We start from the raw sequence: 26,243 nt of genomic DNA, 5'->3' as shown, positions 1-26,243 counted from the left end.
GCCGAACGCGTCAGGCCGACCTGTTCACCGACTGCGGGAACGGCACCACGGTCTCGCCAGCGGAACCTGCGGCGGGCCTGGCCACGGGTTCGGGCTTGCCGAACAGGTAGCCCTGTCCGTACTGACAGCCCAGGCCGAGCAGCAGGTCGGCCTGGGTCGTGGTTTCCACGCCCTCGCCGATGCTCTCGATGCCCAGGGTACCGGCCAGCGCCAGGATCGCGCGCACCAGCGCAAGGCTTTCGGTCCGGCTTGCGCCGGTGAGTCCGGCGATGAAGCTGCGATCGATCTTGATCGCCTGGATCGGAAACCGGTGCAGATACGACAAGGCCGAGAAACCGGTCCCGAAATCGTCCAGCAGGGCGCCGACGCCGCGGCTGCGCAGATAGTTGAGCATGCGCAGCGCGCGCGGGGAGTCGTCGAGCAGCGCGACCTCGGTGATCTCGATCCGCAGGCGCCGCGGATCGGCGCCTGCGTCATCCGCCATTTCGAGCAGGCGCCGCGCGAAATCGTCCGAGCGCAGATGCAGGGGTGACACGTTGATCGAGACGTAGCCAGACGGGTGCACGCGCAACCATTGCATCACCCGCTGGTACAGCAGCCAGTCGACTTCCTCGATCAGGCCACTGTCCTCGCCCACGCCGATGAAGGCCGCCGGCGACAGCAGTCCGCGTGTCTCGTGGTTCCAGCGCAGCAGCGCCTCGTGCCCGACCACCGCGCCGTCGGACAGGCGCACGATCGGCTGGAAATGCGCCTCGAAATCATCCTTCTTGATCGCGCGGCGCAGATCGCTTTCCAGATCGAGCAGGCGGACGGCCTCCTCGCGCATCGCCTCGTCGAACAGTGCGCTGCGGTCGCGGCCGTTGGCCTTGGCCCGGTACATGGCGGCGTCCGCATCGCGGAGCAGCTCCTCGCCGCGCTGGTAGCGCGGATCCCAACGGGCAATGCCGATGCTGGCCGAGGGGAACAGTTCGCGCCCGGCGATCCACATCGGTTCCGACAGCGCGCTCAGGATCCGGTCCGCGAAGGCCTCCAGCGCCGCATCGTCGGCGTCGCCTTCCACCAGCACCGCGAACTCGTCTCCGCCCAGACGTGCGGCCACCTGGCCTTCGCCGAGCAGCGCGGACAGACGGCTGGCCGCCTCGATCAGCATCTGGTCGCCGGAGGCGTGGCCGACGCTGTCGTTGACCAGCTTGAAGCGATCGAGGTCCATGAACAGCACTGCCAGGCTGCCGGCCTGGGGGATGCGCGCAATCGCGGCATCCATGCGATCGAGCAGGTGCGCACGGTTGGGCAGGCCGGTCAGGTCGTCGTGCCGTGCCTGATGGCTGAGCTGGCGTTCGACCCGCTCGCGCTCGGCGATCTGGGCGCGCAGCTCGCGGTTGGTCGCTGCCAGTTCCCGGGTGCGCGACTCGACCCGGCTCTCCAGCTGCAGGTGCGCGGCCTTGAGCGATTCCTGCGCGCGCCTGCGCTCCAGTCCGCCGGAAATATGCAGGGCGACATAGGTCAACAGGTCCTCGTCGGCCTGGTCGAAATCGATCTCGGGCGTGTAGCTCTGCACGGCGATGACGCCGACCGTGACAGCCCCGTGCACCAGGGGAACCCCGAGCCAGTAGTGCGCCTGGGAACCCAGGCTGCGCACCTTGCCCACGCGCTCAAGCCGGGCGATGCCCTCTCGGTTGACCCGCAGGGACTTGCCGTGGTCGAGCACGTATTCGGTCAACCCGGTGGCGCGATGGCGTGGGCTGCGGATCTTGTCGCGCTCGTCGACCGAATAGGGGAATTCGATCCGTTCGCCGTCTTCGCTGAGCATGGCGATGTAGAAATTGCGTGCGTAGAGCAGCTCGCCGACGATCGCATGCACGTCGGCGTAGAACTGCTGCATGCTGTCGCCGCTCATCGAGCGTTCGGTGATCCGGAACAGCGCGCGCTGCAATGCCTCGGCCCGCTGCCGTTCCACGATCTCGGCCTGGAGCACCGAATTGGCCTCCTGCAGCTCGCGGGTGCGCTCCACCACGCGGCGCTCGAGCTCCACCTGGGTCTGCTTGCGGTCGAGGGCGGTCAGGATGTGCTGGGCGACGTATTCCAGCAGCGCGCGTTCTTCCTCGCGATAACAGTCGGGCCGTTCGTAGCTCTGCACCACGATGGCGCCGCAGATGGCGCCCTCGCGCTGCATCAGCACGCCCAGCCAATCGGCGCTGTCGGGGCCATGGGCGGGGTCGCGCGTTACCTGCAGTTGTTCGCGTACCTGTGACGATGGCCCATGCACCGCATGACCGTGCCGCAGCAGGGCGACGGTCAGGCTGTTGGGCATCTCGTCGAACCTGTAGATCCGCTCCGGCTCGGCGACGAACGTATCGACGCTGTCGGCGAAATACAGGAACCGCATCGACTGCAGGCCCTCGTCGGACACGACGATGTAGAAGTTTTCCGCCAACATCAGCTCGCCGACGACGGCGTGGATGCGCGACAGCATTTCGCCCATTTCCAGGCGTGATCCGGCCAGGTCGGCGATTTCGTACAGCGCGTGCTGCAGGCGCTGCGCCTTCTGCAGCGATTCGATCCGGGCTTGCGCGCGCGCCTGCGCCAGGGTCGTGGCCACCATGCGCCGGGCCAGCGCGAGCCAGCCAGCGCGCGACGCGCCGGCAAAGGGCTGGCGCAGCAACACTGCGATCGCGATACGGGCACCGTCTTCGCTCCACGCATCGCAGAGCATGGTCTCGTCGCCACTGATTCCGGCGCCCTGATCGAGCGCCTGGATGCCCGCTTCCAGCAGAGACACGGGAAGCCGGCGCAATGAAGAGCGCCCGGGCCCGAGCAATGGGTCGTCCCACAGCACCACCAGGCGCGAACCCGTTGGCAGGGTGCCTTCGAGCGTACCGGCGAGGCTATCGAGCGGGCGCAGGTACGCAAGCACCGGACCTGCTGCCGATGCCTGTCCCTCGGCAGCCTGCATCTCCCCCTTCATAGCCCGAGCATAGCCTGAATCGCGCACCGCGCCCCTAACCCCATCGACGTTTTCCGACCGTTGGTCCGGCCATGCGCGCTGCCAGCCTGACCCTGCCCCGTCCCTGCCGCGCCAGGCCCGTCTACTTCACGTGCACTCCGGCAACCCGTAACCTGCCGGCGATGAACGACGCCGCCGCGGCCAGCGAACCGAGCGATGAAACTCTGATGCTGGCCTATGCAGCCGGGCAGGTCGACGCGTTCGAGCAGCTCTACGCGCGTCATCGCGGACCGCTTTATCGTTTCCTGGACCGCCAGCTGCGCAACAGCGCGCTGACCGACGAGTTGTTCCAGGACATCTGGCAGAAGGTGATCGCCGCGCGCGCCGGCTGGCGCCCCGAGGCCGCGTTCGGCACCTGGTTGTTCAGGATCGCGCACAACCGCCTCAACGACCATTGGCGCGCGCTCAAGCATCGCCCGCCCGCGCCCATCGACGCGGACGAGCGCACGGCCCGGGTACCCGATCCTCACACCCCCGAGCGCACCCTTTCGGAATTCGAGCAGCGACGCAGGCTGCAGATGGCGCTGGCGGAGCTGCCGGACGAGCAACGCGAGGTGCTGTTGCTGCGCCTGGAGCAGGAGCTGACGCTGGAGGAGATCGGCGAGATCACCGGGGTGGGGCGCGAGACGGTGAAATCGCGTCTGCGCTACGCGATGGACAAACTCCGCGCGAGACTGAGCGAATGACCGGCGCACGACACGAACCGTTGACGCAGGAAGAGCGCGTGCTGGCCGACCGGCTGGCACGGCTGGGTGCGTCCGGCGAACCCTCGGCGGCGCTGGATGCGCGGATCCTGGCTGCCGCCCATGGCGCGGTGGCGGCGCGTCCTCGCAAGCCCCGTCCGCGCTGGCCGCTGGCATTAGGCGCCGTGGCGACCCTGGCGCTGGCGATCGGCATCGCATGGCAGTTGCGGCCCTCGCAGGAGCAGGTACAGGTCTATTCCGAGGCACCAGCCGCCGCGCGTGCGATCCGCAGCTCGGGTCCGAGCGCGGCAGAGGAACTGCCGGTCGCCGCAGCAGTGGCTCCGCAACCTGCCCCGATCACCGCACCACCGGAGCCTGCGACAGAAGCCGCACCACTTCCCGCCGAGTACGCGCGGCCGCAAGCGTCGAGCCAAACCACCGGGCAAGCGAAAGCAGTCGCCGAACAGGAACGCGACGCCTTCCCCGCGTCAGAGCGATCCCAGGTGCGTATTGCGCCTGCCCCCCCGCCACCGCCCGATGCGCAGGACATCGTGTTCGACGCTGCCGAACCGGTCGATGTACCGCCGGCGCAGGCGCCTGCACCTGCGCCCGTGCCATCTCCGGTCGATGCGACGGAGAACGCGGCTGCCGCAGGCGCGGCTGCGCGCGCGCGGCGCGAATCCGCCCCCGAAGCCAAGGCGGCGGCCGACGAGGAAACCGCCCTCGACCAGATCACCGTGACCGGCACGCGGGTCGAGCGCGACGCCGCCGGCTTCGAGGACCAGGCGATCGACGACCAGCCGCCGGCCACCGCGGATTCGCCGGCGGTCCAGCGCGCCTGGCTGCAGCAGATCCGCGAACTCGTCGCCGACGGCGAGATCGACGCCGCACGCGAGAGCCTGGCCGAGTTCAAGCGCCGCTACCCGCATTACGCGCTGCCGGACGACCTCGCCGAATTCGCGCCGTGAGCCTGCATGCTCTGGTGGCGCCGGTCGCGCATGCGATCGAGGTCAAACACAGCCGCTTCCGCGCCCAGGCCGCTCCGGTCGCCACGCCCGACGCAGCGATGGAATGGATACGCGACGTGAGCGAGGTCGAGGCGACCCATCATTGCTGGGCCTGGCGGATCGGAGCCGAATACCGGAGCAGCGACGACGGCGAACCCGCAGGCACAGCGGGGCGCCCGATCCTGGCGGCGATCGATGGCCAGGGCTTCGACCGGGTCGCGGTGGTGGTGAGCCGCTGGTACGGCGGCATCAAACTCGGCGCTGGCGGGCTGGTGCGCGCCTACGGCGGCGCCGCGGCCGAATGCCTGCGCACCGCGCCGCGCACGCCGATCGTGCCCCTGGTCGAAGCCGACCTCGCCTTCCCGTTCGAAGACACCGGCGCAGTGCATGCTGCGTTGTCCGCGCACGCTGCCGAGAAGCTGCACGAGCGGCATGTTGCAGACGGCACTCGGATCCGGATCCGCCTGCCTGCCGCGGCGGTCGATGCCTTGAAAACGCAGTTGCGCGACGCCACCCGTGATCGGGTGACAGTCCTTCCCCTCGCATAGCCACGGCGTCCGGACAGGCACTCGCGGTCGCGCGGGATTGCCTACAACGGCAGGCCGGGGTTCCAGTCGTTTCGCGGAATCGCTCGCCGGATGGGCAAGCGATCCCGCTCCTACAATGCCCGATTCGCAGGCCACTCCCGATCGTGACCGAACCTACAGCGCCTTCGTCCAAAGCCCCCATCGGCACGCTGCGTGCCTTGTGGCCGTTCGTCATGCGCCAGCGCGCGCTGTTCGGCGCCTGGCTGGTGGCGCTAACGGCCGCTTCGGCCGCAACGCTCAGCCTGCCACTGGCCGTACGCCAGATGATCGATCGTGGCTTCTCAAGCGGCGACAACATCGACCGCGCATTCGGTCTGCTGTTCCTGGTCGCATTGGCCCTCGCCCTGGCCAGCGCTGCGCGCTTCTACTTCGTCTCTCTGTTGGGCGAGCGTGTGGTTGCCGACCTGCGGCAACGGCTGTACGCCCACCTCATCGAGCTGGACGCCGGGTTCCACGACCGCAACCGCAGCGGCGAGCTGGTTTCGCGCCTGACCGCCGATGCCGAACTCCTGCGTAGCGTGGTCGGTTCGAGCATGTCGGTGGCCCTGCGCAGCAGCGTGACCGTGATTGGTTCGCTGGTGATGCTGTTCGTCACCCAGCCGCGACTGGCCGCATATGCGCTGGTCGGCATCCCCCTGGCGGTGCTGCCCATCGTGCTGGGCGGGCGCCGCATCCAGAAGATCTCGCGCGCCAGCCAGGATCGCGTGGCCGATGCCAATGCGCTCGCAACCGAGGCACTTGGCGCGGTGCGCACCGTACAGGCGCATGCGCGCGAGCCCTACGAGCGGGGGCGCTTCGGCGACGCCGTCGCCATCGCCATCGCGACCGCCCGCAGGCGCATCCGCTCGCAGGCCATCGTTACCGCAGTCGCGATCACCCTGATCTTCGGCGCCATCACCCTGGTGCTGTGGTCGGGTGCGCACGACGTGAACGCCGGACGCATGACTGCCGGCACGCTGGGGCAGTTCGTGCTGTACGCATTGATCGGTGGCGGATCGGTCGGCGCCCTGGCCGAAGTCTGGAACGAGCTCCAGCGCGCGGCCGGCGGCATGGGCCGGATCAACGAGCTGCTGCAGGAAGCGCCGGCGATCGCCGCACCGGCGGATCCTGCGATCCTGCCGCAGCCGCTGCGCGGCGAAGTCACGCTCGATGACGTCACCTTCCATTACCCTGCCCGTCCCGATCTGCCCGCGCTGGAAGACTTCAGCCTGCACGTGCATCCTGGCGAAACCGTCGCCTTGGTCGGACCGTCGGGCGCCGGCAAGAGCACCGTATTTTCGCTGCTGCTGCGCTTCCACGATCCACAGCGCGGGCGTATCGCGGTGGATGGCATGGATATCCGCACCCTCGATCCTGCCGCGTTGCGCGAGCGCATCGCGCTGGTTCCGCAGCAGCCCACGATCTTCGCGGCCTCGGCGCGCGACAACATCCGCTACGGGCGCCTCGAAGCGGACGATGCGGAGGTCGAAGCCGCAGCACGTTCCGCCGAGGCCTACGAGTTCCTGTCCATCCTGCCCAAGGGCTTCGACGAGGAACTCGGCGAACGCGGTGCGCGCCTGTCCGGCGGCCAGCAGCAGCGCGTGGCCATCGCCCGCGCGCTGCTGAAGGACGCGCCGATCCTGCTGCTGGATGAGGCGACCTCCGCCCTCGACGCGCAAAGCGAACGCGCCGTGCAGCTGGCGCTGGAGCACCTGATGCAAGGCCGCACTACCTTGGTGATCGCGCATCGCCTGGCTACCGTGCTCAAGGCCGACCGCATCGTGGTGATGGATCGCGGCCGGGTGGTCGCCGAAGGCACGCACGAGCAGCTGCTCGCCCAGGATGGGCTTTACGCGGAACTTGCGCGGCTGCAGTTCATCGACTGAAGGCGGAGAACTGGCAGCTTCGAACTACACCGACGCCGTGCGTGTCGCCAGCTCACGGCACAGCGCGGTGGTCGCCTCGTCCGCCGGGAAGCAGCACTCGATATGCAGCTCCTGCAGGGTGATGTCGCGCGTCGTGCCGAAGCGGGTGATGGTGGAAAAAAACCGCAGCTCCCGTCCGCCCCCGCGCATGACCGTGGTCAGCAACGGCGAAGGCACCGCTTCCAGGTCGCGCGTGCGCCAGCGCGTCGGCACTCCGGGGTAGGCCAGCGCCTCGTCCAGGAGCGCGCGGGCGCGCACATCGGTGGGCACGGCGGCGACCACGTCGTGCAGATGCCGGATCAGGTCGCCCGCCACGGCTTCCCAATTGGCGAACGCGGGCCGCAGATCCTCGGGATCGAATACCTGCCGGATCATGTTGTCGTGCGCACTCGTTCGCCCGCCCATGACCAGCGCATTGACCCGTGCCGCGGCCGTGTTCGCCATCAGGATGTCCCAGTGGCGGTTGAGGACGAAGGCGGGATAAGGCTCCTGCTGGGCCAGGATGAAGTCGATCGCGCGCCGCACCGGTGCCAGGTCCGGCGTGCCGAGCGCGCTCTCCGGATGCGTGGGTGCATAGCCGGCGGCCAGCAGCAGCGCATTGCGCTCGCGCAGGGGCATGTCCAGGGCGTCGGCCAGGCGCGCGACGGTTTCGCGACTGGCCTGGGCTTTGCCGGTTTCGACGCAGCTCAGGTGCCGGGTCGAGATGTCTGCGGACAGGGCCAGATCGAGCTGGCTCAGGCGTCGCGCGGCGCGCCATTCGCGCAGCAGCGCGCCGATCGGCGTGGCGCCGGCATCGGCGGATCGGTTCGGTGCGTGCATGCCTGCAAGCATAGAAGGCCGGCGGATGCGGCACCATGACCTGCCAGGTCATGCCGTCATGACCCGGCGCGTCATTGCCTGCATGTCCGACACGGTGGAAGCTTGCCTACCCCTTCTGCCGAGGCATCCGCATGACCACGCAATACGACCGCGCCGTCCGTTTCCACGCCCTGCACCAGCCCGGAGATCCGCTGGTGCTGTTCAATGTCTGGGACGCGGGCAGCGCGAAGGCGGTGGCCGCGGCCGGCGCCGCCGCGCTCGCCACCGGCAGCTGGTCGGTGGCCGCAGCCAATGGTTTCGACGATGGCGAGCGCATGCCGCTCGTACTGGCCCTCGACAACCTGCGGCGCATCGTCGCTGCGAGCAGCCTGCCTGTGACCGTCGACCTGGAAAGCGGCTATGGCGAAACGCCGGAACAGGTCGCCGCCACGGTCTCGGCGGCACTCGACGCCGGTGCGATCGGCTGCAACCTCGAAGACAGCTTCCCCGAGAGCGGCGCATTGCGCGATGCGGCCGATCAGGCGCAGCGTCTCGCCCAGGCGCGCAAGGCCGCCGATACGGCCGGCATCGCGCTGTTCATCAACGCACGCAGCGATGTGTTCTTCCAGAAGCCGGGCGAAGCGCACGACGAGGGGATGGTCGACGAAGCCCTCGACCGTGCGCGCGCCTATGCCGCAGCGGGCGCGAGCGGGTTGTTCCTGCCCGGGCTTTCCGATGAACGCCTGATCGCGCGCGCCGTGCAGGGCTCACCGCTGCCGGTCAATGTGATGGCGATGCCGGGCACACCGCCGATGGCGCGCCTGCGCGAACTCGGCGTGGCCCGCGTGAGCCATGGCCCGGGGCCGTATCGCGGTGCGATGCAATGGCTGCAGGACGCGGCGCGCGACGCGATGGCGTGACGCGCCGCGCTACGGCGCGATCCGGGTGTCGGTGGCGATCCAGTTGGTTTCCCAGGTCCTGCCGCCGTCGTTCGAATAGGCCTGCTCGAAACGGGCCGAGTTGGCGGTGACTTCGGAGATCACGAAGCGCACGAGGATGGCGCGACCGTCGAGTTCGTCCTGCCCGTAGAACTCGCCGATGCCGTCGCGGAAGCCGCCCAGCACCGGTTGGGTGAGCAGGCCGTTGCGGATGTTGGCGAAGTTCAGGCTCCACTGCTGCGCCTGCGGCGCGTACAGGCGCAGGCTCACGCCTTCGATGCGGCCTGCAGCGCCTTCGACCTCCAATTCCACCAGGTTGGCGCGGCCATCGAGTGCCGCGCGCACCACGCTGGTACCTTCGTATTCCAGCCATTCGTGCGATCCGGACAGCGGCTTGGCCAGCCGGCGCAGGCGGGTTTTCCAGGTGCCGATTTCCCAATCGAAGTCGTGCGCGCCATCGCGTGTCGCAGCGGCAGCGGGCGAATCAGCCTGCGCCTGGGATGCGGAAAGCGCCGGCATCGGCAGCATCAGGCAAAGCGCCGCAACCAGGGCCGGGATCGGGCTTTGCATTGCGGCGCTCCGTTTCGCATGATGGCGGTAGCATGCAAACGCGGGGCGCCCATGCACAAGAATGCACCTGCAGGTAACCCTCCCGGAACGCGGGTCGATCCGCTTGCCGACTGCCCGCTGGCCGCCGCGTTCGCCGCCATCGGCGGTAAATGGAAACTCACCCTGCTCTACTGGCTCGCCCACGGCGAACTGCATTTTGCCGGCCTGCAGCGCCGGGCCGCGCCGATCTCGCACAAGGTCCTGGCCGAGCAGCTGCGCGAAATGGAAGCGCACGGCATCCTCGAACGCATCCCCACCGGCGCCGTGCCCGCCCCGGTGATCTACCGGCTCACGCCGTACGGCACGACCCTGCTGCCGATCATCGAAGAGGTGCGCGTGTGGGGCGAAGGACATTTGCGCCGTCTGAGGGGTTCACCTGCGCCTTCGGAGTCCAGGCTGGCCTGCGTCGAGGCAATCGTCCGCTAGTGCGGCGCTACGCGACGACCCGCATCTGATGTCGTCCGCAGGGTTTAGGCTGGGGCTATTGCGCGCGCGCTTCCAGCTTGGCCTGCATCAGGTCGATCTCGCGCCTCTGTGAGGCGATGATGTCACGGCATAGTTGTTGCAGTTCGGGATCACGCAGCCGGTTGCGTTCGCACATCAGCAGCGCGCCGGCATGGTGCGGGATCATCGAGCGCAGGAACTGGCGGTCGTCGATCGCCACCTGCGCACGGATCATCCACCAGCAGGCAAGGCCCAGCGCGACGCCTCCCGCCAGCAGCAGGGCATTGAGCCGGCGATGCGGATACATGCGCCACATCAGCGCCAGTTCGATCACCAGCATCGGCGCCACCATCAGGCCAGCCATCCACGCCTGGTTGAGATTGTTGTGCACGTTCTGCCAACGATCGACCATCGCGTACATCAACGCATACATGGCCAGGAACGAAAGCACGAGCATCGCGCCAAGACGCACGTAAGGGCGGCCATGCTGGTCGCTGTGGCGAGTGTCTGCGTGGTGCGTTTGCATCGCATGCCTCCAGGCATCAGTCATGTGGATATACGCCGCAGCATGCTTCGCCGGCAGTCGACGTCGCGCGAATACCAGGCCAATCGGGGCCTGACTCCTGAAAGATGCGTCCAGCACAGCGTTTACGACGGCACGCTCACGCGATCACGACGCATGCGAAACGCGCGGAACCTGCAGCAACACAGACTGCCGAGCGCAGTTGCCGGTGCATGTGCTGCGCGTCATTGCACCGGCAAGGACCGTTCGATCGCGGCATCGAGACCCGCGCTGGCCGTCAAAGCCCCGGCAGCCACTCCGTACTCGTGGCCACCACTCAACCGGGTGTCGCAGAACGCTTCCGCCACCGGGCTTGCCGCCCGTAGCAGCACACTCGCCTGCAGGGCCAGGGCAAGGGAGACGACGAAGCGCCGCGCCTGGCTCTGGTCGACCGCCTTCGATCCGTGCAGGACCGGATGCAGGCGTTCCACGGCCGCATCGCAGGCGGCGTTGCGGCCAGCGGCAGCCGACAGTTCCGTCCACAGCGCCCGCCCGGTCTCCGGCTCGCGCTGCAGGGCGCGCAATACGTCCAGGCACTGGATGTTGCCACTGCCCTCCCAGATCGAATTGAGCGGCGCCTGGCGGTACAGCCGCGGCAGCAACGACTCCTCGACGTATCCGTTCCCGCCCAGGCATTCCTGCGCTTCGTTGACCACCACGACCGCGCGCTTGCAGATCCAGAACTTGCCGATCGCCGTCGCGACGCGGGCCAGGGCAGCCTCCTGCGGGTCGGTTGGCGCCCGATCCACCGCCCCCGCAACGCGGATCGCAAATGCGGTGGCCGCTTCGGCCTCCAGCGCGAGGTCGGCCAGCACGGTGCGCATCAGTGGCTGGTCGACAAGGCGTTGACCGAAGGCGCGGCGATGGCGGCAGTGGTGCAAGGCCTGCGCCAGCGCCATACGCATCAGCCCGGCCGACCCGAGCATGCAGTCCAGACGCGTGAGCATCACCATTTCCAGGATCGTGGCGATGCCCCTGCCCTCCTCGCCCACGCGCAATGCCCATGCGCGGTCGAATTCCACTTCGCTCGAGGCATTGCTCCAGTCGCCGAGCTTGTCCTTGAGTCGCATCAACCGGAACGTGGTGCGGGTACCGTCGGATTTCCAGCGCGGCATCAGGAAACAACTGAGCCCGCCCGGTGCCTGCGCGGTGACGAGGAATCCGTCCGACATCGGCGCGGAGAAGAACCACTTGTGGCCGCTGAGCTCGTATTCGCCGTCCGATGCGCGAGGCACCGCGACCGTCGCATTGGCGCGCACGTCGCTGCCGCCTTGTCGCTCGGTCATGCCCATCCCCAGCGTGATGCCGGGCTTGTCCCCGATCGGCCGATTGCTCCCGTCGTACCGCGGCGCGGCGGCCTTCTGCCCCCATTCGCGCAGGCGCGGCTCGCGGGCGAGCACGGGCACGGCCGCATGGGTCATGGTCAGCGGGCAGCTGCTGCCCGGTTCCACCTGGTAGTGCAGATAGCTCAGCGCCGCCCGCGCCACATGGGCACCGGGGACGGGTTCGCACCAGGACAGGCCGGCGACGCCGTTCTCGATCGCGGCCTGCATGATGGCGTGGTAGTTGGGATGGAATTCGACAATGTCGATGCGCTCGCCGTAGCGATCATGCGTGCGCAGCCTCGGACGATCGCGATGCGCATCGAAGGACAGTACATACAGCTCGTTTCCGGCAAGCCGGCCGTAGTGCGCAAGACGGTCCGCGAAGCCGCCGCCACCCTCGCGGGCGACCGCTTCGCGCAGGGCCAAGTCGTCGGCCCAGAGATCGCGGGGCGCAAATTCGGGCGCCTGGTTGCTGTCCACAGGATCCGTCATGCGCCCATTGTGCGCCCATCGGGCGCGGGTCCCCGTGTCCCCGGATTCAGGACAGTGACCGGTGCTTCACACGCCCTTTAGTGCGCAGACGCGAGAGTCGGCCACCCCTGCGCAAGGCACTGGCGATGGACATAAAGCATGAATCTGCGCGGCAGCCAGAACTCCGGCGGACAACGGCGGCAATGCCACGCGGCCGAATCGTGGACGACACGCGCCGGTCGCACCGCCAAGACATGGGTTCAAAGCCATGAGCTCGGGGCGCGACTCGTTCCTGTACCGCAACGGTTTGTCGCTGGTACTGCTGGCCTGCATGCTGCTGTCCCTGGGCGGCCAGATCTTCGCCGGCTGGCGCGTCTACAACACCGAACGCCTCGAGCACGACGCCGCGGCGCTGACGCTACCGCAATACCTCACCAGCGGCCACTTCGTATCGGCCACCTTCGAGAATTGGGAAAGCGAGTTCCTGCAGATGGCGATGTACGTGCTGCTGACCGTCACGCTGCGGCAGAAAGGTTCGGCCGAGTCGCGGCCGTTATCGCCGGAGCAGGAAAAGGAGCGCATCGATCGCGGCCCGAAGCCGTGGCCCGTGCGTATGGGCGGCCTGTGGAAAACGCTGTACGGGCATTCGCTGGCGATCGCCTTTGGCCTGCTGTTCGTACTGTCGTTCGCACTGCATCTGCACGGCAGCTGGCAGCACGAGCGCGCCGAGCGCCTGCTTCAGGGCGAGGATCCGATCTCGCTGGGCCATTACGTGCAAGAGGCGCAGTTCTGGTTCGAATCCTTCCAGAATTGGCAAAGCGAATTCTTCGCGGTTCTGGCGCTGGTGGTGCTGAGCATCTGGCTGCGCCAGAAGGATTCGCCGCAGTCCAAGCCGGTGGAGGCACCGCACGCCCAGACTGGCGTGTGAGGTGCAGACATTGGACATTGATCGGGCGGCTGCCATCCGCCGCCTGCGTGAGCGCGCCTGGGAACCTTTCGGTACCCCGCATAAAAAAGCCCCGCCATCGGCGGGGCTCCAAAAATCTCGTATGCGACTACGGGATCAGGCGGCGACGGGCTGTACGTCCGCGGCCTGGGCGCCCTTCGGGCCCTGCTGTACTTCGTAGCTGACCCGCTGGCCTTCCTGCAGGCTGCGAAAGCCCTTGGAATTGATCGCGGAGAAATGCACGAACACGTCCGCGCTGCCGTCCTCGGGGGCGATAAAGCCGAAGCCCTTCGCGTCGTTGAACCACTTCACTGTTCCGTACTGCATGGTGCGTGTGACCTCGTCTGGATGGGTACGCCGCGGCGCGTGGGGCGGCCGGCGGCGGCACGAGTATGCTGCAGCCTGAACGGCGCTTGCAATCACCCGGCCAGGATTTCCCGCAGCAGCGCGGGCAGTCCCGCCGATGCCGCCGCGACGTTGTCCAGCACGTCCTGCAGGGTGATGACCTCGTCCGGGTCGGGGCCCGCGCCGGCCGCCCAGTTGGCCACGATGGCCAGACAGGCGTACTCCAGGCCCAGTTCGCGGGCCAGCCCGGCCTCCGGCATCCCGGTCATGCCGACCAGGTCGCAGCCATCGCGACGCAGCCGCGCGATTTCCGCCTTCGATTCCAGTCGCGGCCCCTGGGTGGCGCCGTAGCATCCGCCATCCACCAGCGCCACGTCGGCGCGCTTAGCCGCGGCCAGGATCGTGCGGCGCAACATCGGCGCATAGGGATCGCCGAAGTCGACGTGCAGCACCTCGCTGCCCTCCTCCTCGCAATACGTGGAGATGCGGCCCCAGGTGTAGTCGATCAGCTGCTCGGGACACGCCAGCACGCGCGGCCCGAAGCGTTCGGTGATGCCACCGACCGTATTGAGCGCGAGCACGCGCGTCGCACCCAGGGCATGCAGCGCGGCCAGGTTGGCGCGGTAGTTGATCCTGTGCGGCGGCAGTGAATGTCCTTCGCCATGGCGCGCAAGGAAGGCCACGCGCTTGCCTGCCAGGGTGCCGATGCGGATCGGGCCCGAGGGAGGTCCGTACTTGGTGACGGGCTGATGGGCTTCGGCGTCCTGCAACTCGGCCAGGGCGTAGATGCCGGTGCCGCCGATCAGGGTGAGGTCGATGGGGTCGGTGGTCATGGGCTTAGGGTAACCGGAGGCATGGTGGTTTGCTGGTTTGTTCTGGGCGGGTTTTCGTACCGGGATACCGATCTTTCGCCGTTTGAGCTCAGAGCTTTCGCCTGAAGGCGAGTTACTTTCTTTGCTGGTGCAAAGAAAGTAACCAAAGAAAGCACCTTCCTCGACAGGTCGCTCAAGGAATCTGAGTGGCGAAGGAATTTTCGGACTCGGCATCCTGCCTCGATCCGAAAACGGCGGCCATCCATGGCCGCCGCCCCTCCGGGGTTTCCGGTCGGCGGTGGCTGCTGCAGGGCCAGGAAAGTCAAAGGCGCAGGACTACGTCAGATCGCCAGAAGAGCTCCGGGGCAATGAGCGCGAGCTTTGGCATTTGATGTTTTCTGCGCTGCGCATGCGACCTGCATCCGAACACCCGTAGGGCGGCCGGCATGGATGCCGGCCGTTTTCGGACCGAGCCATGGATGGCGAGTCCGAAAATGGCGACAGCACCGCACATCCCCTGAGCGGTGTTGACCTCACGAGTAGGTGCTTTCTTTTGGTTACTTTTCTTTGCACCAGCAAAGAAAAGTAACTCGCCGCAGGCGAAAGCTCTGCTCCTATGAATGCTGCGACAGGACCACACGAAATGCAGCAACAACGTCCTTGGCTCCCCGCCTGCGCGGGGATGACGGCATGGCATTAGCGCGGATCACGAAAGCAGGTGCGCGGTGCGACCAGCTCAGAAACGGAGCTTCGTGAACTCCGCCGCGTCACTCCCTCAACGCATAGATCGCCGGCAGGTTGCGCCCCTGCTCGTAATAATCCATCCCGTACCCGAACACATATGCGTCCGGCACCTCCACCCCCACATAATCGGCTTCAATGCCTTCCACGCAGCGGTCGTGGACCTTCACCGCCAACACCGCCACGCGCACCTCGCGCGCGCCCTGGTCCTCGCACCAGCGTTTGACCGCGAGCAGGGTGTGGCCCTCGTCCAGGATGTCGTCGGCCAGCAGCACGCGCCGATCGCGCATAGGTGTGGTAGGGCGATGCAGCCAGGCCAGTCCCGAGCCCGAGGTCTGGCCGCGGTATCGGGTCGCATGCAGATAGTCGAACTCGAGGTCGAGCCCGCGCTCGCCGAGCGCGAAGGCCAGCTGCGCGGCGAACGGCAGGCCTCCGTGCATCACGGTGACGAACAATGGCACCTCGTCGTCGCTGAAATCCGCGCGGATTGCATCGGCCATCTGCTCGATCGCCATCGCCAGCGCATCGCGATCGTGCACGACATCGGACTTGGCCAAGGCATCCTTCAGCTGCGGACCAGTCATGCGGCGCCTCCAAGCCGGTCGAGGGCGGATCGCGCGCTGTCGTAGCGCGCGTCGGCAAGCAGGCCGTCCCAACCCATCGGACCGCGTCCGATCAAGCCAGTCAGCGCCATGGTATTGAGGCTGCGACCGGCGACCGCCGCGAGCGATTCGTCGACCAGGTCAGGATGGCAGACCAGGACCACATCGCACCCGGCGTCCAGGTGGGCGTGCACCCGCGCCGCCACCCCGCCGGCGGAGAATGCGGCGGCCATCCCGATGTCGTCGCTGAAGACGACGCCTCGAAAGCCCATGTCGCGGCGCAGGATGTCCTCGATCCAGGTCCGTGAGTACCCGGCCGGTTCCGGCGCGACCTGCGGATAGACGACATGCGCCATCATCACCGCATCGGCGCCCGCCTCGATGCCGGCCGCGAACGGCACCAGATCTTCGCGACGGATGGTGTCCAGCGATCGGTCGTCGACCGCGCTGTCGAAATGCGTGTCTTCGGCGACCGAACCGTGTCCGGGGAAATGCTTCAACGTGGCCGCCATGCCCGCACTGTGCATACCCTCGACGTAGGCGCGGGTGAAGGCCGCCACCACGTCGGGATCGGGTGAGAATGCGCGGCTGCCGATCGCGCGGTTGCCGCGGCCCAGGTCGACCACGGGCGCAAAACTCAGGTCGACGCCGCTGGCGCGCACCTCGCTCGCCATCAACCAGGCGTGCTCGCGCGCTCGCGCCAGCGCCGCATCCGAATCGCTGCGATACAGCGTGTCGAAGCGCTCCAGGGGCGGCAATGCGCTGTATCCGTCACGGAACCGCTGCACCCGGCCGCCTTCCTGGTCCACGCAGATCAGCTGCGGCCGCGGCGCCGCGGCGCGGATGGCCGCCGAAAGATCGGCGACCTGCGCCCGGGAGGCGAAATTGCGCGCGAACAGCACGACTCCGGCGCAGGCGTCATGCTGCAACCAGTCGCGTTCGCGCGCTTCCAGTTCGGTTCCGGTCAGACCAATCAGCAGCATTGAACTCTCCGTCGCGTGCGCCGTACGCACGAGGGTGATGCCCGGTTCAGATCGCGCGCACGGTACACGCTAGGCATCGGCGGCGGCGCGCTCGCCAGGATTCCATTGCGAGAACGGACGCGACGCCAGCGCCAGATTGTAATAGCGCGCAAGCCCGGTGACTTCCGCGCCCAGCCAGTCCGGTCGCTCGAACGGTTCGTCGACGCTTTCCAGCTCGATTTCGGCCACGACCAGCCCGGCGTTGTCGCCCAGGAACTCGTCGATTTCCCACAGGTGCGTACCATGCCGGACCAGATGACGGCGCTTGTCGATGGTTCCGCCCACGCACAGCGCCATCAGGGCCTGCGCGTCGTCGACCGGAATGGGGTAGTCGAATTCCTGGCGGCTGCACCCTAGTTCGCGCGATTTGAGATTGAGGAAGGCCTGATCGCCCGCGATCCGGACCCGGACCGAAGCGCGTTGCGCCGCGTTGCCATGCACCGCCTCGTCCATCGCATCCTGATCGTTGAGGTAGCCCTGGGTCATCGGCACGACCGCGTGCGCAGCGGCACGCCAGGCGTCGCCGGCGACCAGGAATTTTCGTTCGATCTCGATCCCCATCATTCACCCTGGACAGCAGCGTTGGCCGCGATTACATGTGCGCAGGTCGGGGCTACGCGCCGTCGGCCAGACATCGACGCGTCGGGGACGTAGCCCCGGCCTACGTTTCGAACATCGCGATGGATTCCACGTGCGCGGTATGCGGAAACATGTCCATCACACCGGCGGCGCGCAGCTTCCAGCCACGTTCATTGACCAGATAACCCGCGTCGCGCGCCAGCGAGCCTGGATGGCAACTGACGTAGACGATACGCCTGAGCCCCTTGAGCGGGAGCTGTTTGAGTACGACGTCCGCGCCGGAACGAGGCGGATCCAGCAGCAAGCGATCGAAGCCGGCACGCATCCAGGGCTGCCCACGCAGATCCTGGGCGAGATCCGCGGCATGGAATTGCGCATTCGGCAGATGGTTGTGCACGGCATTCTCGCGCGCGCGCGCTACCAGGCCGGCATCGCCTTCCACGCCCACGACATCGGCACCGATACGCGCCAGCGGCAAGGTGAAGTTGCCCAACCCGCAGAACAGATCGAGCACGCGATCGCCCGCCTGGACATCCAGCAACGCGAGCGCGCGGGCGATCATCTTCTGGTTCAGACCAGCATTGACCTGGATGAAGTCGAGCGGCCGGAATTTCATCTCGACCTCCCACTGCGGCAGCTCGAACGACAATTCCGGTGCCTGCGGCCACAGCGGATGCACCGAATCGATGCCGCCCGGCTGCAGGAAGATCGCGAAGCGGTGCGCCTGGCCAAAAGCGGTCAACGCGTCGAGGTCGGCCGGAGACAACGGCCGCAGATGGCGGAATACCAGGGCGACGCCGTCGAACGCGTCGGTCGCGTCGCCGGCGATGAATTCGATCTGCGGGATGTCCCGGCGCGCCTCCAGCCCGTCGACCAGATCGGACAGTGCCGCGATCCGGGTGCCGATCGAGGGAATCACGGTATGGCATTCGCGCAGGTCGGCGACGAAACGCGGATCCTCCTCGCGGAAGCCGACCAGGGTCCGGTCCTTCTTCTCCACCCGGCGGACCGAGAAGCGGCCCTTGCGCCGATACCCCCAGCTGGCATCGGTCAGTGGCGGCAGTACTTCATCCGGTGCCACGTGGCCGATGCGCTCCAGATTGTCCAGCAGCACACGCTGCTTGGCGCCGATCTGGCGGTCCTCGGCGAGGTGCTGCAGCACGCATCCACCGCAGGTGCCGAAATGCGGGCAGCGCGCCGGCACCCGGTCGGGCGAAGCGACAAGTACCTCCAGCGTCTTCGCTTCGTCAAAGCTGCGCGAGCGCGCGCTCTGGCGGGCCATCACCGTTTCGCCGGGCAGCGCGCCGGAGACGAACACGGTCTTGCCGGCATTGGCATGGTCGGGCGGGCGGCGCGCGACGCCGCGCCCGTCGTGGCTCAGGTCGAGGATCTGGATCTCGAACGGGGTCTGGTCGATCTTGGCCAAGCGATGCGGGAGGTGATCGGGCGACCGGATATTGTCGCATTGCCGTGATCGACCGCCTGCGCGGCGCAGGCGTTGCGCCCGCGCGTGGATATCGCGGGCGACGCTATGGCGATTTCGCCCTACTTCTGCTTCCAGGCCCCGCCGGACTGGTACCACCATCCCGACCTGGCGCTTTCGATCCACTGCTTGGCGAACACACCGCGGATCTGGGCTTCCCACTCCGGATGGCCGTTGGCCACCGCGACTTCGCGATACACGGCCTTGCGGTCGCGGTTGTCGTCGGCCACCGCCGCATTCATCGCAACGCGGTCCTTCAGTTCCAGCTTGGAGGCATCGCGCACGGTGACCAGACCATCGCTGGTGAAGCCAAGGGCGCCCGAGTCGAAGCCACGGCGCAGGGTGCTGTTGAAGCGCGATTCCATCCGCGACTGGATCGCCTGGATCGCCGGCGTCTTGATGGTGATGTCCGGCGCGCCCTGCGCATAGGCAGGCGCGATGCCGATCAGGGCGAGCGGATCGATCCGCGGCAGACGCCAGGCCATGCCGCCGCCATTCTCGCCCTCGGTCTTGATCTCGACCTTGTCGGCATGGTCGATGACGTTTTCCACGAACTCCTTGGCCGCTTCCTTCGCCTCGGCGGCGGGGAAGTACACGTTGATCGTCACGCACGCGGTCAGCACCAGCGCAGCGGTGATCGGTGCTCCGGTAAAGCGTGTCCCCATCCAGCGTTTCATGCCCTACTCCGTAGGCCGGGGCTACGCCCCCGGCGTCTGCGTTTCCGCGTCGGGGGCGTAGCCCCGACCTACTCCACCACCGGTTTGACGTCGCCCTTGCCGACCGCGGCAATGCGTTCGACCAGGGTGGGCCAGTCGACGTCGCGGTTGTAGCCCACCACGTTGAGCCGCGGCAGCCCTGCACCTGCGACGATAGTAAACCCGTCCTGCTCTGAACGAGCTCGCACTGAACCGGCTCGCACTGAGCCCTGACCAGGATCGCCGTCCAGGCCGGACATGCGGCAGACCTCGTTCGCCAGACGGCAGCCGATCCCGATCCGCGCATAGCCGAAATCGTCGAACAGGCCGATCAACCGGCCCTGCAGGCTGCTGACGAACGACGCGTCGCCCACGCTGGAAATGTTCTGCACCGCGCGCTGGCTGATGCGCTGTTTCACCCGCTCGCGCTTTGCGGCAGCGGCATCGCTGCGGAACTGCGCATCGAACGCGACCGGCGTCCAGTCCACCAGGCGCAACTCATCCATGCGTCCATCCAGGCGGCCGGTGATGCTGCCCAGATCCAGGACCTCGGTCAGCCGCAGAAGGTCCAGGTCTTCGAAGGCGATGTCCGCGTTCAGGCTGGGGGCGGTGCCGAACGGGCGCTCCAGCGCGAGCGAGGTGAACTCGACCGTGCCGTCGAACAGCCGCATCGACAGCCCACCGTCGAAATCCAGACGTTCCCTGGCATAGCGCGCCTGCGGGATTCGGCCCGAAAGCGTGCCCTGGAACGCAGGCAGGCCGATCGCCTTCGACACCTGACCGAAATCGACGCCGTCGATGTCCAGCGCGAAACGCAGATCGAGCCCTTCGCCGCCAGCGGGCGGGCGCAGGCTGACGTCCTCGAATCGCAATCGCCCGCCCATCATCGGCAGGACAACCGGTTCGCGGAACACGAGGATCCCATCATTGCTGCGCAAGGGCAGGCGCGCGGCGCCGAAATCCAGGCCATACAGCTTGCCGTCCTGCCAGGCGAGTTCGCTGTCGACCTGTCCGTTCGACGCATAGCGGATATCGCCCTCCAGGTTGCCGAATCCAAAGCGGTCGTTCGGGTCGCGCAGGTCGACCGCATGCAGGGCGAGGTCCGCGCGCGCCAACCGGCCGTCCTGTACCTGCAGGTGCAGGTCGGCGGCGCCGTCCAGCGCCACCTCCCCCAGGCCGAACAGCGCCAGTTGCCCTGACAGGTAGCGCTGGCGCACGGGCTCGAGATTCGCGCTGCGGGCGCGGATGTCGAGCTCGCGCAGGCGTGCGTCGGGGCCGAACGCTGCCGAGCCTTCGGCGACCAGCGCGTCGCCGTCGCTCCAGGCGATCGTCGGCAGTTGCCAGCCCTGCCCCGGACGTTGCATGCCATCGATCCGCAACCCCACGGGCGAATCGGGCAATGCGACGTAGGTGCTCCCGGCCAGGAATTCGCCACCGCGCAATTCCCCGTCTACGGCAAGCAGCGTCAGCAGCGGTGTCTTGCGGTAGTCGATGTCGAACCGACCGTCGAGGTGTTCGGCGGCGATGGTCGCATCGGCGGTTTCCAGCGCCACGGCGCGCGCGGTCAGCGCGCCGGCGATGCGCAACGGCCGCCCGGTCGGAGTTTCGACCGAGAGCCGGCCGTCGAGGGTGCCCGCCTTCAGTTGTCCTTCGCTCCAGGCCTGTGCGAGCAACGCTTGCAACCACACGATCGGTACCCGGGTCAGATCGAGCGTGGTGAGGTCGGGCGTCGCCGCGCTGCGTCGCACGGCGAAGCGGGCCGGGCCGTCACTCAGCACCGCGTCGCTGGAGGCGGCACCGAGGTCCAGCGCGAGCCGCAGCGCCTTGCTGCGCCCGCTGCGCAGCACGCCGTCGCAGCGCCAGCTATCCGGTCCGGTGCGCTGCAGTGGGCAATGCCAGCTCACGTGGCGCCAGCGGTAGCCCAGGTCGGCTGCATCCACCGCCGCAGCCTGCAGCGTCAGCTCGCCCTCGGTGGCATCGGCAGGCCAATCCAGGCGCACGCGTACCTGCTCAAGCGTGGCGACCGGCGTGGACACTTTCGCGATGCGCGCCTGCAGAGTGCGCCCCTGCGCCTGCATCGACAGCACGGCCAGCAGGGCCACACAGGCCAGACGCAGGCAGGGCATGCTTAAAATCGGGCGCATGCCGCGAGGATAGCGGGCGCAAGCGAGGGAGCGATGAATCCGGATATCCTGCTGGTGGAAGACGATCCCACCTCCTGCGCCTACCTGCTGGCCCTGACCCGAACCCTGCCGGCGCGGGTGGATGGCGCGGGCAGCGCGGCCGAGGCGCTGCGGCTCTCGGCCCGGCGGCGTTACGACCTGTGGCTGATCGATGCGAACCTCCCCGACAGCACCGGCACCGAGCTGCTGCACACGCTACGCCGCGACTGGCCAGCGACGCCCGCGCTGGCGCATACCGCAGCGCACGAGCGTAGCGAACTCGATCCGCTGATCGCAGCAGGCTTTTCCGAAGTGCTGGTGAAGCCTGTCGACGCCCCCGCCTGGCTCGGCGCGATCCGGCGCGCGCTCGGGCTCGCGGTCAGCGACAGGGAAACCGAGAGCCGCGAGGTGGCCACGGACAAGCGGCCGGTCTGGGACGATGCCGCAGCGGCGCAGGCACTGGGCGGCAACATGGACAACGTCGCCGCGCTGCGTGCGCTGTTCCTGGGCGAACTCCCGATGCAGGTGCACGCGGTGCGCGAAGGCGGTGGCGCTGCGCGACGTGAACAACTACACCGATTGCGTGCCAGCTGCGGCTTTGTCGGTGCGAGCCGGCTGCAGGACGCGGCCGCCAGGCTGCAGGAAGAAGGCGATTCGCCAGCGGCACTGCAGGCCTTTGTCGACATTGCACAGGACACGATCGCGCAAGCGCGATGAGCATTGCGGTGCGGGTACCGGGAGCCTTCGCGCAGCAGCAATACCGGCCAAAGTCGCCCCGATCGCCTTCCCGTGGCAGATGCGTCAGCGATCCAGCATGCCTTCGCTCGCGCTCCTGGCAAGACGTCCCAGTTCGCCCATCAGTTCCCAGGACTTCAGCCCGCGGCCGCCGAGGTGATGGGCCAGCACCGGTCGCAGCGCGCGACGCAAGCCAGCGAGGTCGTCTTCATCGGGCAGCCGGTCCTCGCCCAGCGCCAGCAATGCGCGCCCGGTCGCGGCGTCTTCGCGCTCGCTGCGTCCGCGGTCGCTGAGCATCCGGCGCGGGCCGTGTTCGGGATCGAGCCGGTAACGCGCCGCGGCATCGATCGGCACCCCATCGCCATCCAGCGCCAGCGGCATGCCGAAACCCAGCGCCTCGAGCAGATCGCGTTCGAAACGGCGCAGCGTCCATGACAGCGCCTGCCGGTCGGCCTGGACTAGACGCAAGCGCTCGCGCGCCCGGGCGTAGGCCGCGTACAGGTCCGAATGCGGATCCAGCCGCGGCGCCAGACGGAGCACCAGTTCATTGACGTAGAACGCCGCCAGGCCTGCGTCACCGGAAAGCAGCGGCGCGGCGTCCAGCGCCTCAGCCGCATGCAGCTGTGCCAGCTCGCCCCGTTGCACCGCATCGAACCTGATGTGCTGGAACGGCTGCAGCGCCGCGCGCAGCACATGTCGCCTGGCGCCGCGCACGCCGCGCGCGAGCAGCCCGATGCGTCCGTGCTGTGCGCTCAGGACCTCGACCAGCAGGCTGGTCTCGCGATAGGCGCGTGCGTGCAGCACGAACGCGGGCTCGGCGACGTAGCGCATGCCGGCATCGTCAGTCGTGGTAACCCAGGCTGCGCAACGCGGTTTCGTCGTCGGACCAGCCCTCGCGCACCCGCACCCAGGTCTGCAGGAACACCTTGCAGCCGAACAGGCGTTCCATCGCCGCGCGCGCCTTGCTGCCGATCTCGCGCAGGCGTTCGCCGGCCTTGCCGATGACGATCGCCTTTTGTCCCTCGCGCTCGACCCAGATCACCGCGCCGATCCGGAGCAACGCACCCTCTTCGACGAACTGCTCGATCTCCACCGTGGTCGCGTAAGGCAGTTCCGCGCCGAGCTGGCGCATCAGCTGTTCGCGCACCATCTCGCCGGCCAGGAAACGCTGGCTCTTGTCGGTGATCTCGTCTTCTCCGTACGCCGGCGGCTGTTCCGGAACCAGGCCGAGCAACGAATCGACCAGCGCCTCGAGTCCCTTGCGCTTGAGCGCCGAGACCGGATGCACCGCCGCAAACGCACGCCCTTCGCTTACCTTGGCCAGGAACGGCAGCAGGGCGCTCTTGTCCTTGATCCGGTCGACCTGGTTGACCACCAGCACGACCGGAACCCCAGCCTCGCGCAGTGCCTCGTAAGCGAGACCGTCCTCGTCGTCCCAGCGCCCGGCCTCGATCACCAGCGCCGCCGCGTCCACGCCTTCCAGCGCGCCGCGTGCGGCACGGTTCATCCAGCGGTTCATCGCAGAGGCCTTGTAGCGCCCCTGCTCCCGGTGGAGGCCGGGCGTGTCGACCAGCATCAGCTGGCCCTGCGGAAACGTGGCGATGCCGAGCAGGCGGTGGCGGGTGGTCTGCGGCCGGTTCGAGGTGATGCTGACCTTGGCGCCGACCAGCGCATTGACCAGGGTCGACTTGCCGACGTTGGGGCGGCCGATGACGGCGACGTGGCCGGCGCGATGGCTGGAAGGATTCATGCGTGGATTGTAGGGCGGGCCCTGGCCCGCCATCACGAAGCTTGCAATTCCGAAGCCGCCATCGCAGGCCGCACGCACGCCGTTGCCCCGGGGGAGGCGGGTCAAGACCCGCCCTACGGGGTTTCCAGCTGCGCCAGCACGCCCTCGGCCGCGATCTGCTCGGCGGCGCGGCGCGAACCCGCCTCGCCTTCGGCCTGCAGCGCCGCGTCCACCAGCGAGCAGCGCACCACGAAGCGCTTGGCATGGTCGTTGCCGCTTTCGGCCACCAGCGCGTACTGCGGCAGCGGGCGTTGCCGCCCCTGCAGCCATTCCTGCAATCGGGTCTTGGCGTCCTTGCCCACCCGGTGCGGCGGCGGTAGCGCTGCGATGGCGTCCTGGAACCAGGGCAACACGGCCGCGCGGCACGTCGTGAAGTCGCTGTCGAGGTAGATCGCCGCGATCAGCGCTTCGAGGGTGTCGGAGAGGATCGAATCGCGACGGTGACCGCCGCTCTTGAGCTCGCCCGGCCCGAGCACGATGCGCTCGCCCAGGGCCATGTCGCGGGCGATGGCGGCGAGGGTGGATTCGCGCACCAGTTCGGCGCGGGCGCGGGTCAGCGCGCCTTCGTCCACCTGTGGCCAGTGCGCGTACAGCGCTTCGGCGACGAACAGGTTCAGCAGGGCGTCGCCGAGGAATTCCAGCCGTTCGTTGTGGCGCGCCGCCGCGCTGCGGTGGGTGAGCGCCTGTTCCAGCAACCCGGCATCGGTGAAACGATGGCCGCCGAAGCGGCCGGCGTCGCGGTCAATTTGCCGCGTCACGCCTCACCAGGTCCTCGGTGGCGCTGAACTTCGCGATGACATCCAGGTTGCCCATCATCGGCTTGCGCAGCTCGTAGTTGACGCTCATCTTCCAGCCACCCTCCTCATGGCGCTGCAGCTGCACGTCGGCAGGCTTGACGTTCTCGGAATAGCTCATGTACAGCCGCCGGAAGAACAGGTCCTTGATCCTCGACGGATCCTGCTGCGCAATGTTCGGCTCCTCGGCCAGGCCCTTGAGCGCCTGCTTGACCGCGTAGTACTCGGTGTACATCGGCACCAGCTTCATTCCCACGTAGACGAACACGCCGGCGACCGCCAGCACGATCACGAAGCCGATCAGGGTGAGCCCGGTTTGGTTGCGCTTCATCGCTGTCCCCTTGAAGTGAGTGCCGCGTCCCCCGACGCCGCCGGCGTACTGTACGGCCTACGGAATCTGGCTGCCCATGCGCGAGAAGTCTACCCCGCCGGCGCTGGAGTCCCAGTTCATCCAGATCAGGAAGGCTTTGCCGCGCAGGTTGCGCTCCGGCAGGGTGCCCCAGAACCGGCTGTCCTCGCTGTTGTCGCGGTTGTCGCCCATCACAAAATAGCTGCCCTGCGGCACCTGCCACTCGCCTTCGCCCTGCATCATGAACGGCAGGTCCTCACGCGCCAGGACCGGATGGGTACGGCCTGGCAGCGCCTCGGCGGAAAGGGTGGCGCCGGTCATGTCCTGCCCCTTGCCCTTGCCGATGTACTGGCCGATCGGACGGTAGTGCAGCGGCTCCCCGTTGACGTAGACCACGTGGTCGCGGTAGCCGATGGTGTCGCCCGGCAGGCCGATGACACGCTTGATCCAGTCCTGGTCGGGGTGATGCGGGGGCCGGAACACCACCACGTCGCCTCGCCTGGGTTCGCCGATGGGGACGAACTTCTGGTTGGTGATCGGCAGGCGCAGCCCGTAGGCGAACTTGTTGACCAGGATGAAGTCGCCGATCAGCAGGCTCGGCATCATCGAACTGGACGGAATCCGGAACGGCTCGGCCACGAAGCTGCGCAGGATCAGTACGATCGCCAGCACCGGAAAGAACGCCTTGGCGTAGTCGACAACCACCGGCTCCCCGGCCTCGACCAGCCCCTCGCGCGCCAGCCGACGCCGGGCGAAGAACAGCTTGTCCAGTAGCCATATCAGACCGCTCAACAGTGTCAGTAGTACCAAGCCGACTTCGAACAAGCGCATTCGGGTTCCTTTGAACGGAGACTAGG

The 26,243-nt window shown here is 67.8% G+C and carries 26 protein-coding genes; 8 read left to right on the top strand and 18 right to left on the bottom strand.

Annotated elements, in window-relative coordinates:
* Window positions 1-10: 10 nt before the first annotated feature.
* On the bottom strand, window positions 11-2,953 hold the full coding sequence (locus MC375_RS10820; protein WP_242103412.1) for an EAL domain-containing protein: 2,943 nt from the start codon (window positions 2,951-2,953) through the stop codon (window positions 11-13).
* A gap of 173 nt (window positions 2,954-3,126) precedes the next feature.
* On the opposite strand from MC375_RS10820, the gene MC375_RS10815 reads away from it, so the two are divergent.
* From MC375_RS10815 to MC375_RS10800, 4 genes are all read left to right on the top strand, one after another.
* Window positions 3,127-3,690 (top strand): RNA polymerase sigma factor, encoded by a 564-nt coding sequence (locus tag MC375_RS10815; RefSeq protein ID WP_242103411.1) that lies wholly within the window; start codon window positions 3,127-3,129, stop codon window positions 3,688-3,690.
* The gene (locus MC375_RS10810; RefSeq protein WP_242103410.1) at window positions 3,687-4,655 is read left to right on the top strand and encodes a hypothetical protein; all 969 of its coding nucleotides are present in this window, start codon (window positions 3,687-3,689) and stop codon (window positions 4,653-4,655) included. The genes MC375_RS10815 and MC375_RS10810 overlap by 4 nt, the downstream gene beginning before the upstream one ends.
* Window positions 4,652-5,242: a YigZ family protein gene (locus MC375_RS10805; protein WP_242103409.1), complete on the top strand. Its 591-nt coding sequence runs from the start codon at window positions 4,652-4,654 to the stop codon at window positions 5,240-5,242. Before MC375_RS10810 ends, MC375_RS10805 begins: the two co-directional genes overlap by 4 nt.
* Before the next feature lie 143 nt (window positions 5,243-5,385).
* Window positions 5,386-7,146, top strand: a complete 1,761-nt coding sequence (locus MC375_RS10800; protein ID WP_242103408.1) for an ABC transporter transmembrane domain-containing protein — start codon at window positions 5,386-5,388, stop codon at window positions 7,144-7,146.
* Between the two features lie 24 nt (window positions 7,147-7,170).
* Here MC375_RS10800 and MC375_RS10795 read toward each other — a convergent pair whose 3' ends face one another.
* Window positions 7,171-8,004, bottom strand: a complete 834-nt coding sequence (locus MC375_RS10795; RefSeq protein WP_242103407.1) for a helix-turn-helix transcriptional regulator — start codon at window positions 8,002-8,004, stop codon at window positions 7,171-7,173.
* Window positions 8,005-8,135: 131 nt separating this feature from the next.
* Here MC375_RS10795 and MC375_RS10790 point away from each other — a divergent pair, with 131 nt between their 5' ends.
* Entirely contained in the window at window positions 8,136-8,903 is a 768-nt protein-coding gene (locus MC375_RS10790; RefSeq protein ID WP_242103406.1) for an isocitrate lyase/phosphoenolpyruvate mutase family protein, read from the top strand.
* Window positions 8,904-8,912: 9 nt separating this feature from the next.
* Here MC375_RS10790 and MC375_RS10785 read toward each other — a convergent pair whose 3' ends face one another.
* Window positions 8,913-9,491, bottom strand: coding sequence for a hypothetical protein (locus MC375_RS10785; protein ID WP_242103405.1), 579 nt, complete (start codon window positions 9,489-9,491; stop codon window positions 8,913-8,915).
* Between the two features lie 51 nt (window positions 9,492-9,542).
* Between MC375_RS10785 and MC375_RS10780 the strand changes: the two genes are divergently transcribed.
* Window positions 9,543-9,956, top strand: coding sequence for a helix-turn-helix domain-containing protein (locus MC375_RS10780; RefSeq protein ID WP_242103404.1), 414 nt, complete (start codon window positions 9,543-9,545; stop codon window positions 9,954-9,956).
* Window positions 9,957-10,011: 55 nt separating this feature from the next.
* On the opposite strand, the gene MC375_RS10775 is transcribed toward MC375_RS10780, so the two are convergent.
* The gene (locus tag MC375_RS10775) at window positions 10,012-10,500 is read right to left on the bottom strand and encodes a DUF305 domain-containing protein (protein ID WP_242103403.1); all 489 of its coding nucleotides are present in this window, start codon (window positions 10,498-10,500) and stop codon (window positions 10,012-10,014) included.
* A 221-nt stretch (window positions 10,501-10,721) separates the two neighbouring features.
* Window positions 10,722-12,353: an acyl-CoA dehydrogenase family protein gene (locus MC375_RS10770; RefSeq protein ID WP_242103402.1), complete on the bottom strand. Its 1,632-nt coding sequence runs from the start codon at window positions 12,351-12,353 to the stop codon at window positions 10,722-10,724.
* A 247-nt stretch (window positions 12,354-12,600) separates the two neighbouring features.
* On the opposite strand from MC375_RS10770, the gene MC375_RS10765 reads away from it, so the two are divergent.
* Window positions 12,601-13,260: a DUF6766 family protein gene (locus tag MC375_RS10765; RefSeq protein WP_242103401.1), complete on the top strand. Its 660-nt coding sequence runs from the start codon at window positions 12,601-12,603 to the stop codon at window positions 13,258-13,260.
* Between the two features lie 135 nt (window positions 13,261-13,395).
* Here the strand turns inward: MC375_RS10765 and MC375_RS10760 are convergent, their stop codons facing one another.
* From MC375_RS10760 to MC375_RS10725, 8 genes are all read right to left on the bottom strand, one after another.
* A complete protein-coding gene (locus MC375_RS10760; protein ID WP_242103400.1) occupies window positions 13,396-13,605 on the bottom strand; it encodes a cold-shock protein in 210 nt (69 codons plus the stop codon).
* 92 nt (window positions 13,606-13,697) lie between these two features.
* A complete protein-coding gene (locus MC375_RS10755) occupies window positions 13,698-14,456 on the bottom strand; it encodes an S-methyl-5'-thioinosine phosphorylase (RefSeq protein WP_242103399.1) in 759 nt (252 codons plus the stop codon).
* Window positions 14,457-15,202: 746 nt separating this feature from the next.
* Window positions 15,203-15,760, bottom strand: coding sequence for a hypoxanthine-guanine phosphoribosyltransferase (locus tag MC375_RS10750; protein ID WP_242103398.1), 558 nt, complete (start codon window positions 15,758-15,760; stop codon window positions 15,203-15,205).
* Entirely contained in the window at window positions 15,757-16,761 is a 1,005-nt protein-coding gene (gene nagZ / locus MC375_RS10745; protein WP_242103397.1) for a beta-N-acetylhexosaminidase, read from the bottom strand. The genes MC375_RS10750 and nagZ overlap by 4 nt, the downstream gene beginning before the upstream one ends.
* 69 nt (window positions 16,762-16,830) lie before the next feature.
* Complete coding sequence (locus MC375_RS10740) at window positions 16,831-17,361, bottom strand: CYTH domain-containing protein (protein WP_242103396.1); 531 nt, start codon at window positions 17,359-17,361, stop codon at window positions 16,831-16,833.
* Between the two features lie 100 nt (window positions 17,362-17,461).
* Window positions 17,462-18,805: a 23S rRNA (uracil(1939)-C(5))-methyltransferase RlmD gene (rlmD, locus tag MC375_RS10735; RefSeq protein WP_242103395.1), complete on the bottom strand. Its 1,344-nt coding sequence runs from the start codon at window positions 18,803-18,805 to the stop codon at window positions 17,462-17,464.
* Between the two features lie 119 nt (window positions 18,806-18,924).
* Window positions 18,925-19,539, bottom strand: a complete 615-nt coding sequence (locus MC375_RS10730; RefSeq protein WP_242103394.1) for a YdbL family protein — start codon at window positions 19,537-19,539, stop codon at window positions 18,925-18,927.
* Between the two features lie 68 nt (window positions 19,540-19,607).
* Window positions 19,608-21,683, bottom strand: coding sequence for a hypothetical protein (locus tag MC375_RS10725; RefSeq protein WP_242103393.1), 2,076 nt, complete (start codon window positions 21,681-21,683; stop codon window positions 19,608-19,610).
* Between the two features lie 51 nt (window positions 21,684-21,734).
* Here MC375_RS10725 and MC375_RS10720 point away from each other — a divergent pair, with 51 nt between their 5' ends.
* Entirely contained in the window at window positions 21,735-22,436 is a 702-nt protein-coding gene (locus tag MC375_RS10720) for a response regulator (protein ID WP_242103392.1), read from the top strand.
* 84 nt (window positions 22,437-22,520) lie between these two features.
* Here the strand turns inward: MC375_RS10720 and recO are convergent, their stop codons facing one another.
* The 5 genes from recO to lepB form a co-directional block, all read right to left on the bottom strand.
* Window positions 22,521-23,285: a DNA repair protein RecO gene (gene recO / locus MC375_RS10715; RefSeq protein WP_242103391.1), complete on the bottom strand. Its 765-nt coding sequence runs from the start codon at window positions 23,283-23,285 to the stop codon at window positions 22,521-22,523.
* 10 nt (window positions 23,286-23,295) lie between these two features.
* Entirely contained in the window at window positions 23,296-24,204 is a 909-nt protein-coding gene (era, locus tag MC375_RS10710; protein WP_242103390.1) for a GTPase Era, read from the bottom strand.
* 113 nt (window positions 24,205-24,317) lie between these two features.
* Complete coding sequence (gene rnc / locus MC375_RS10705; RefSeq protein WP_242103389.1) at window positions 24,318-25,001, bottom strand: ribonuclease III; 684 nt, start codon at window positions 24,999-25,001, stop codon at window positions 24,318-24,320.
* Entirely contained in the window at window positions 24,985-25,368 is a 384-nt protein-coding gene (locus tag MC375_RS10700; protein WP_242103388.1) for a DUF4845 domain-containing protein, read from the bottom strand. The genes rnc and MC375_RS10700 overlap by 17 nt, the downstream gene beginning before the upstream one ends.
* A 57-nt stretch (window positions 25,369-25,425) precedes the next feature.
* Complete coding sequence (lepB, locus tag MC375_RS10695; RefSeq protein WP_242103387.1) at window positions 25,426-26,217, bottom strand: signal peptidase I; 792 nt, start codon at window positions 26,215-26,217, stop codon at window positions 25,426-25,428.
* Window positions 26,218-26,243: the final 26 nt, after the last annotated feature.

Origin of the sequence: Lysobacter sp. M2-1 (assembly GCF_022662495.1) — a bacterium.
GTDB lineage: Bacteria > Pseudomonadota > Gammaproteobacteria > Xanthomonadales > Xanthomonadaceae > JAKPBU01.
Note: the sequence above shows the minus strand (reverse complement) of the source record. Positions and strands in the feature narration are given on the sequence as shown.

Bases quoted from the DNA above. Each gene is read 5' to 3' on its own strand.
- MC375_RS10765 (WP_242103401.1), top strand. From the start codon at position 12,601: ATGAGCTCGGGGCGCGACTCGTTCCTGTACCGCAACGGTTTGTCGCTG.
- MC375_RS10740 (WP_242103396.1), bottom strand. From the start codon at position 17,361: ATGGGGATCGAGATCGAACGAAAATTCCTGGTCGCCGGCGACGCCTGG.
- MC375_RS10730 (WP_242103394.1), bottom strand. From the start codon at position 19,539: ATGAAACGCTGGATGGGGACACGCTTTACCGGAGCACCGATCACCGCT.
- MC375_RS10820 (WP_242103412.1), bottom strand. From the start codon at position 2,953: ATGCAGGCTGCCGAGGGACAGGCATCGGCAGCAGGTCCGGTGCTTGCG.
- MC375_RS10775 (WP_242103403.1), bottom strand. From the start codon at position 10,500: ATGCAAACGCACCACGCAGACACTCGCCACAGCGACCAGCATGGCCGC.
- recO (WP_242103391.1), bottom strand. From the start codon at position 23,285: ATGCGCTACGTCGCCGAGCCCGCGTTCGTGCTGCACGCACGCGCCTAT.
- MC375_RS10815 (WP_242103411.1), top strand. From the start codon at position 3,127: ATGAACGACGCCGCCGCGGCCAGCGAACCGAGCGATGAAACTCTGATG.
- MC375_RS10720 (WP_242103392.1), top strand. From the start codon at position 21,735: ATGAATCCGGATATCCTGCTGGTGGAAGACGATCCCACCTCCTGCGCC.
- MC375_RS10780 (WP_242103404.1), top strand. From the start codon at position 9,543: ATGCACAAGAATGCACCTGCAGGTAACCCTCCCGGAACGCGGGTCGAT.
- MC375_RS10790 (WP_242103406.1), top strand. From the start codon at position 8,136: ATGACCACGCAATACGACCGCGCCGTCCGTTTCCACGCCCTGCACCAG.
- era (WP_242103390.1), bottom strand. From the start codon at position 24,204: ATGAATCCTTCCAGCCATCGCGCCGGCCACGTCGCCGTCATCGGCCGC.
- MC375_RS10700 (WP_242103388.1), bottom strand. From the start codon at position 25,368: ATGAAGCGCAACCAAACCGGGCTCACCCTGATCGGCTTCGTGATCGTG.
- MC375_RS10770 (WP_242103402.1), bottom strand. From the start codon at position 12,353: ATGACGGATCCTGTGGACAGCAACCAGGCGCCCGAATTTGCGCCCCGC.
- nagZ (WP_242103397.1), bottom strand. From the start codon at position 16,761: ATGCTGCTGATTGGTCTGACCGGAACCGAACTGGAAGCGCGCGAACGC.
- MC375_RS10760 (WP_242103400.1), bottom strand. From the start codon at position 13,605: ATGCAGTACGGAACAGTGAAGTGGTTCAACGACGCGAAGGGCTTCGGC.
- MC375_RS10785 (WP_242103405.1), bottom strand. From the start codon at position 9,491: ATGCAAAGCCCGATCCCGGCCCTGGTTGCGGCGCTTTGCCTGATGCTG.
- MC375_RS10750 (WP_242103398.1), bottom strand. From the start codon at position 15,760: ATGACTGGTCCGCAGCTGAAGGATGCCTTGGCCAAGTCCGATGTCGTG.
- MC375_RS10755 (WP_242103399.1), bottom strand. From the start codon at position 14,456: ATGACCACCGACCCCATCGACCTCACCCTGATCGGCGGCACCGGCATC.
- lepB (WP_242103387.1), bottom strand. From the start codon at position 26,217: ATGCGCTTGTTCGAAGTCGGCTTGGTACTACTGACACTGTTGAGCGGT.
- MC375_RS10795 (WP_242103407.1), bottom strand. From the start codon at position 8,004: ATGCACGCACCGAACCGATCCGCCGATGCCGGCGCCACGCCGATCGGC.
- MC375_RS10725 (WP_242103393.1), bottom strand. From the start codon at position 21,683: ATGCCCTGCCTGCGTCTGGCCTGTGTGGCCCTGCTGGCCGTGCTGTCG.
- MC375_RS10810 (WP_242103410.1), top strand. From the start codon at position 3,687: ATGACCGGCGCACGACACGAACCGTTGACGCAGGAAGAGCGCGTGCTG.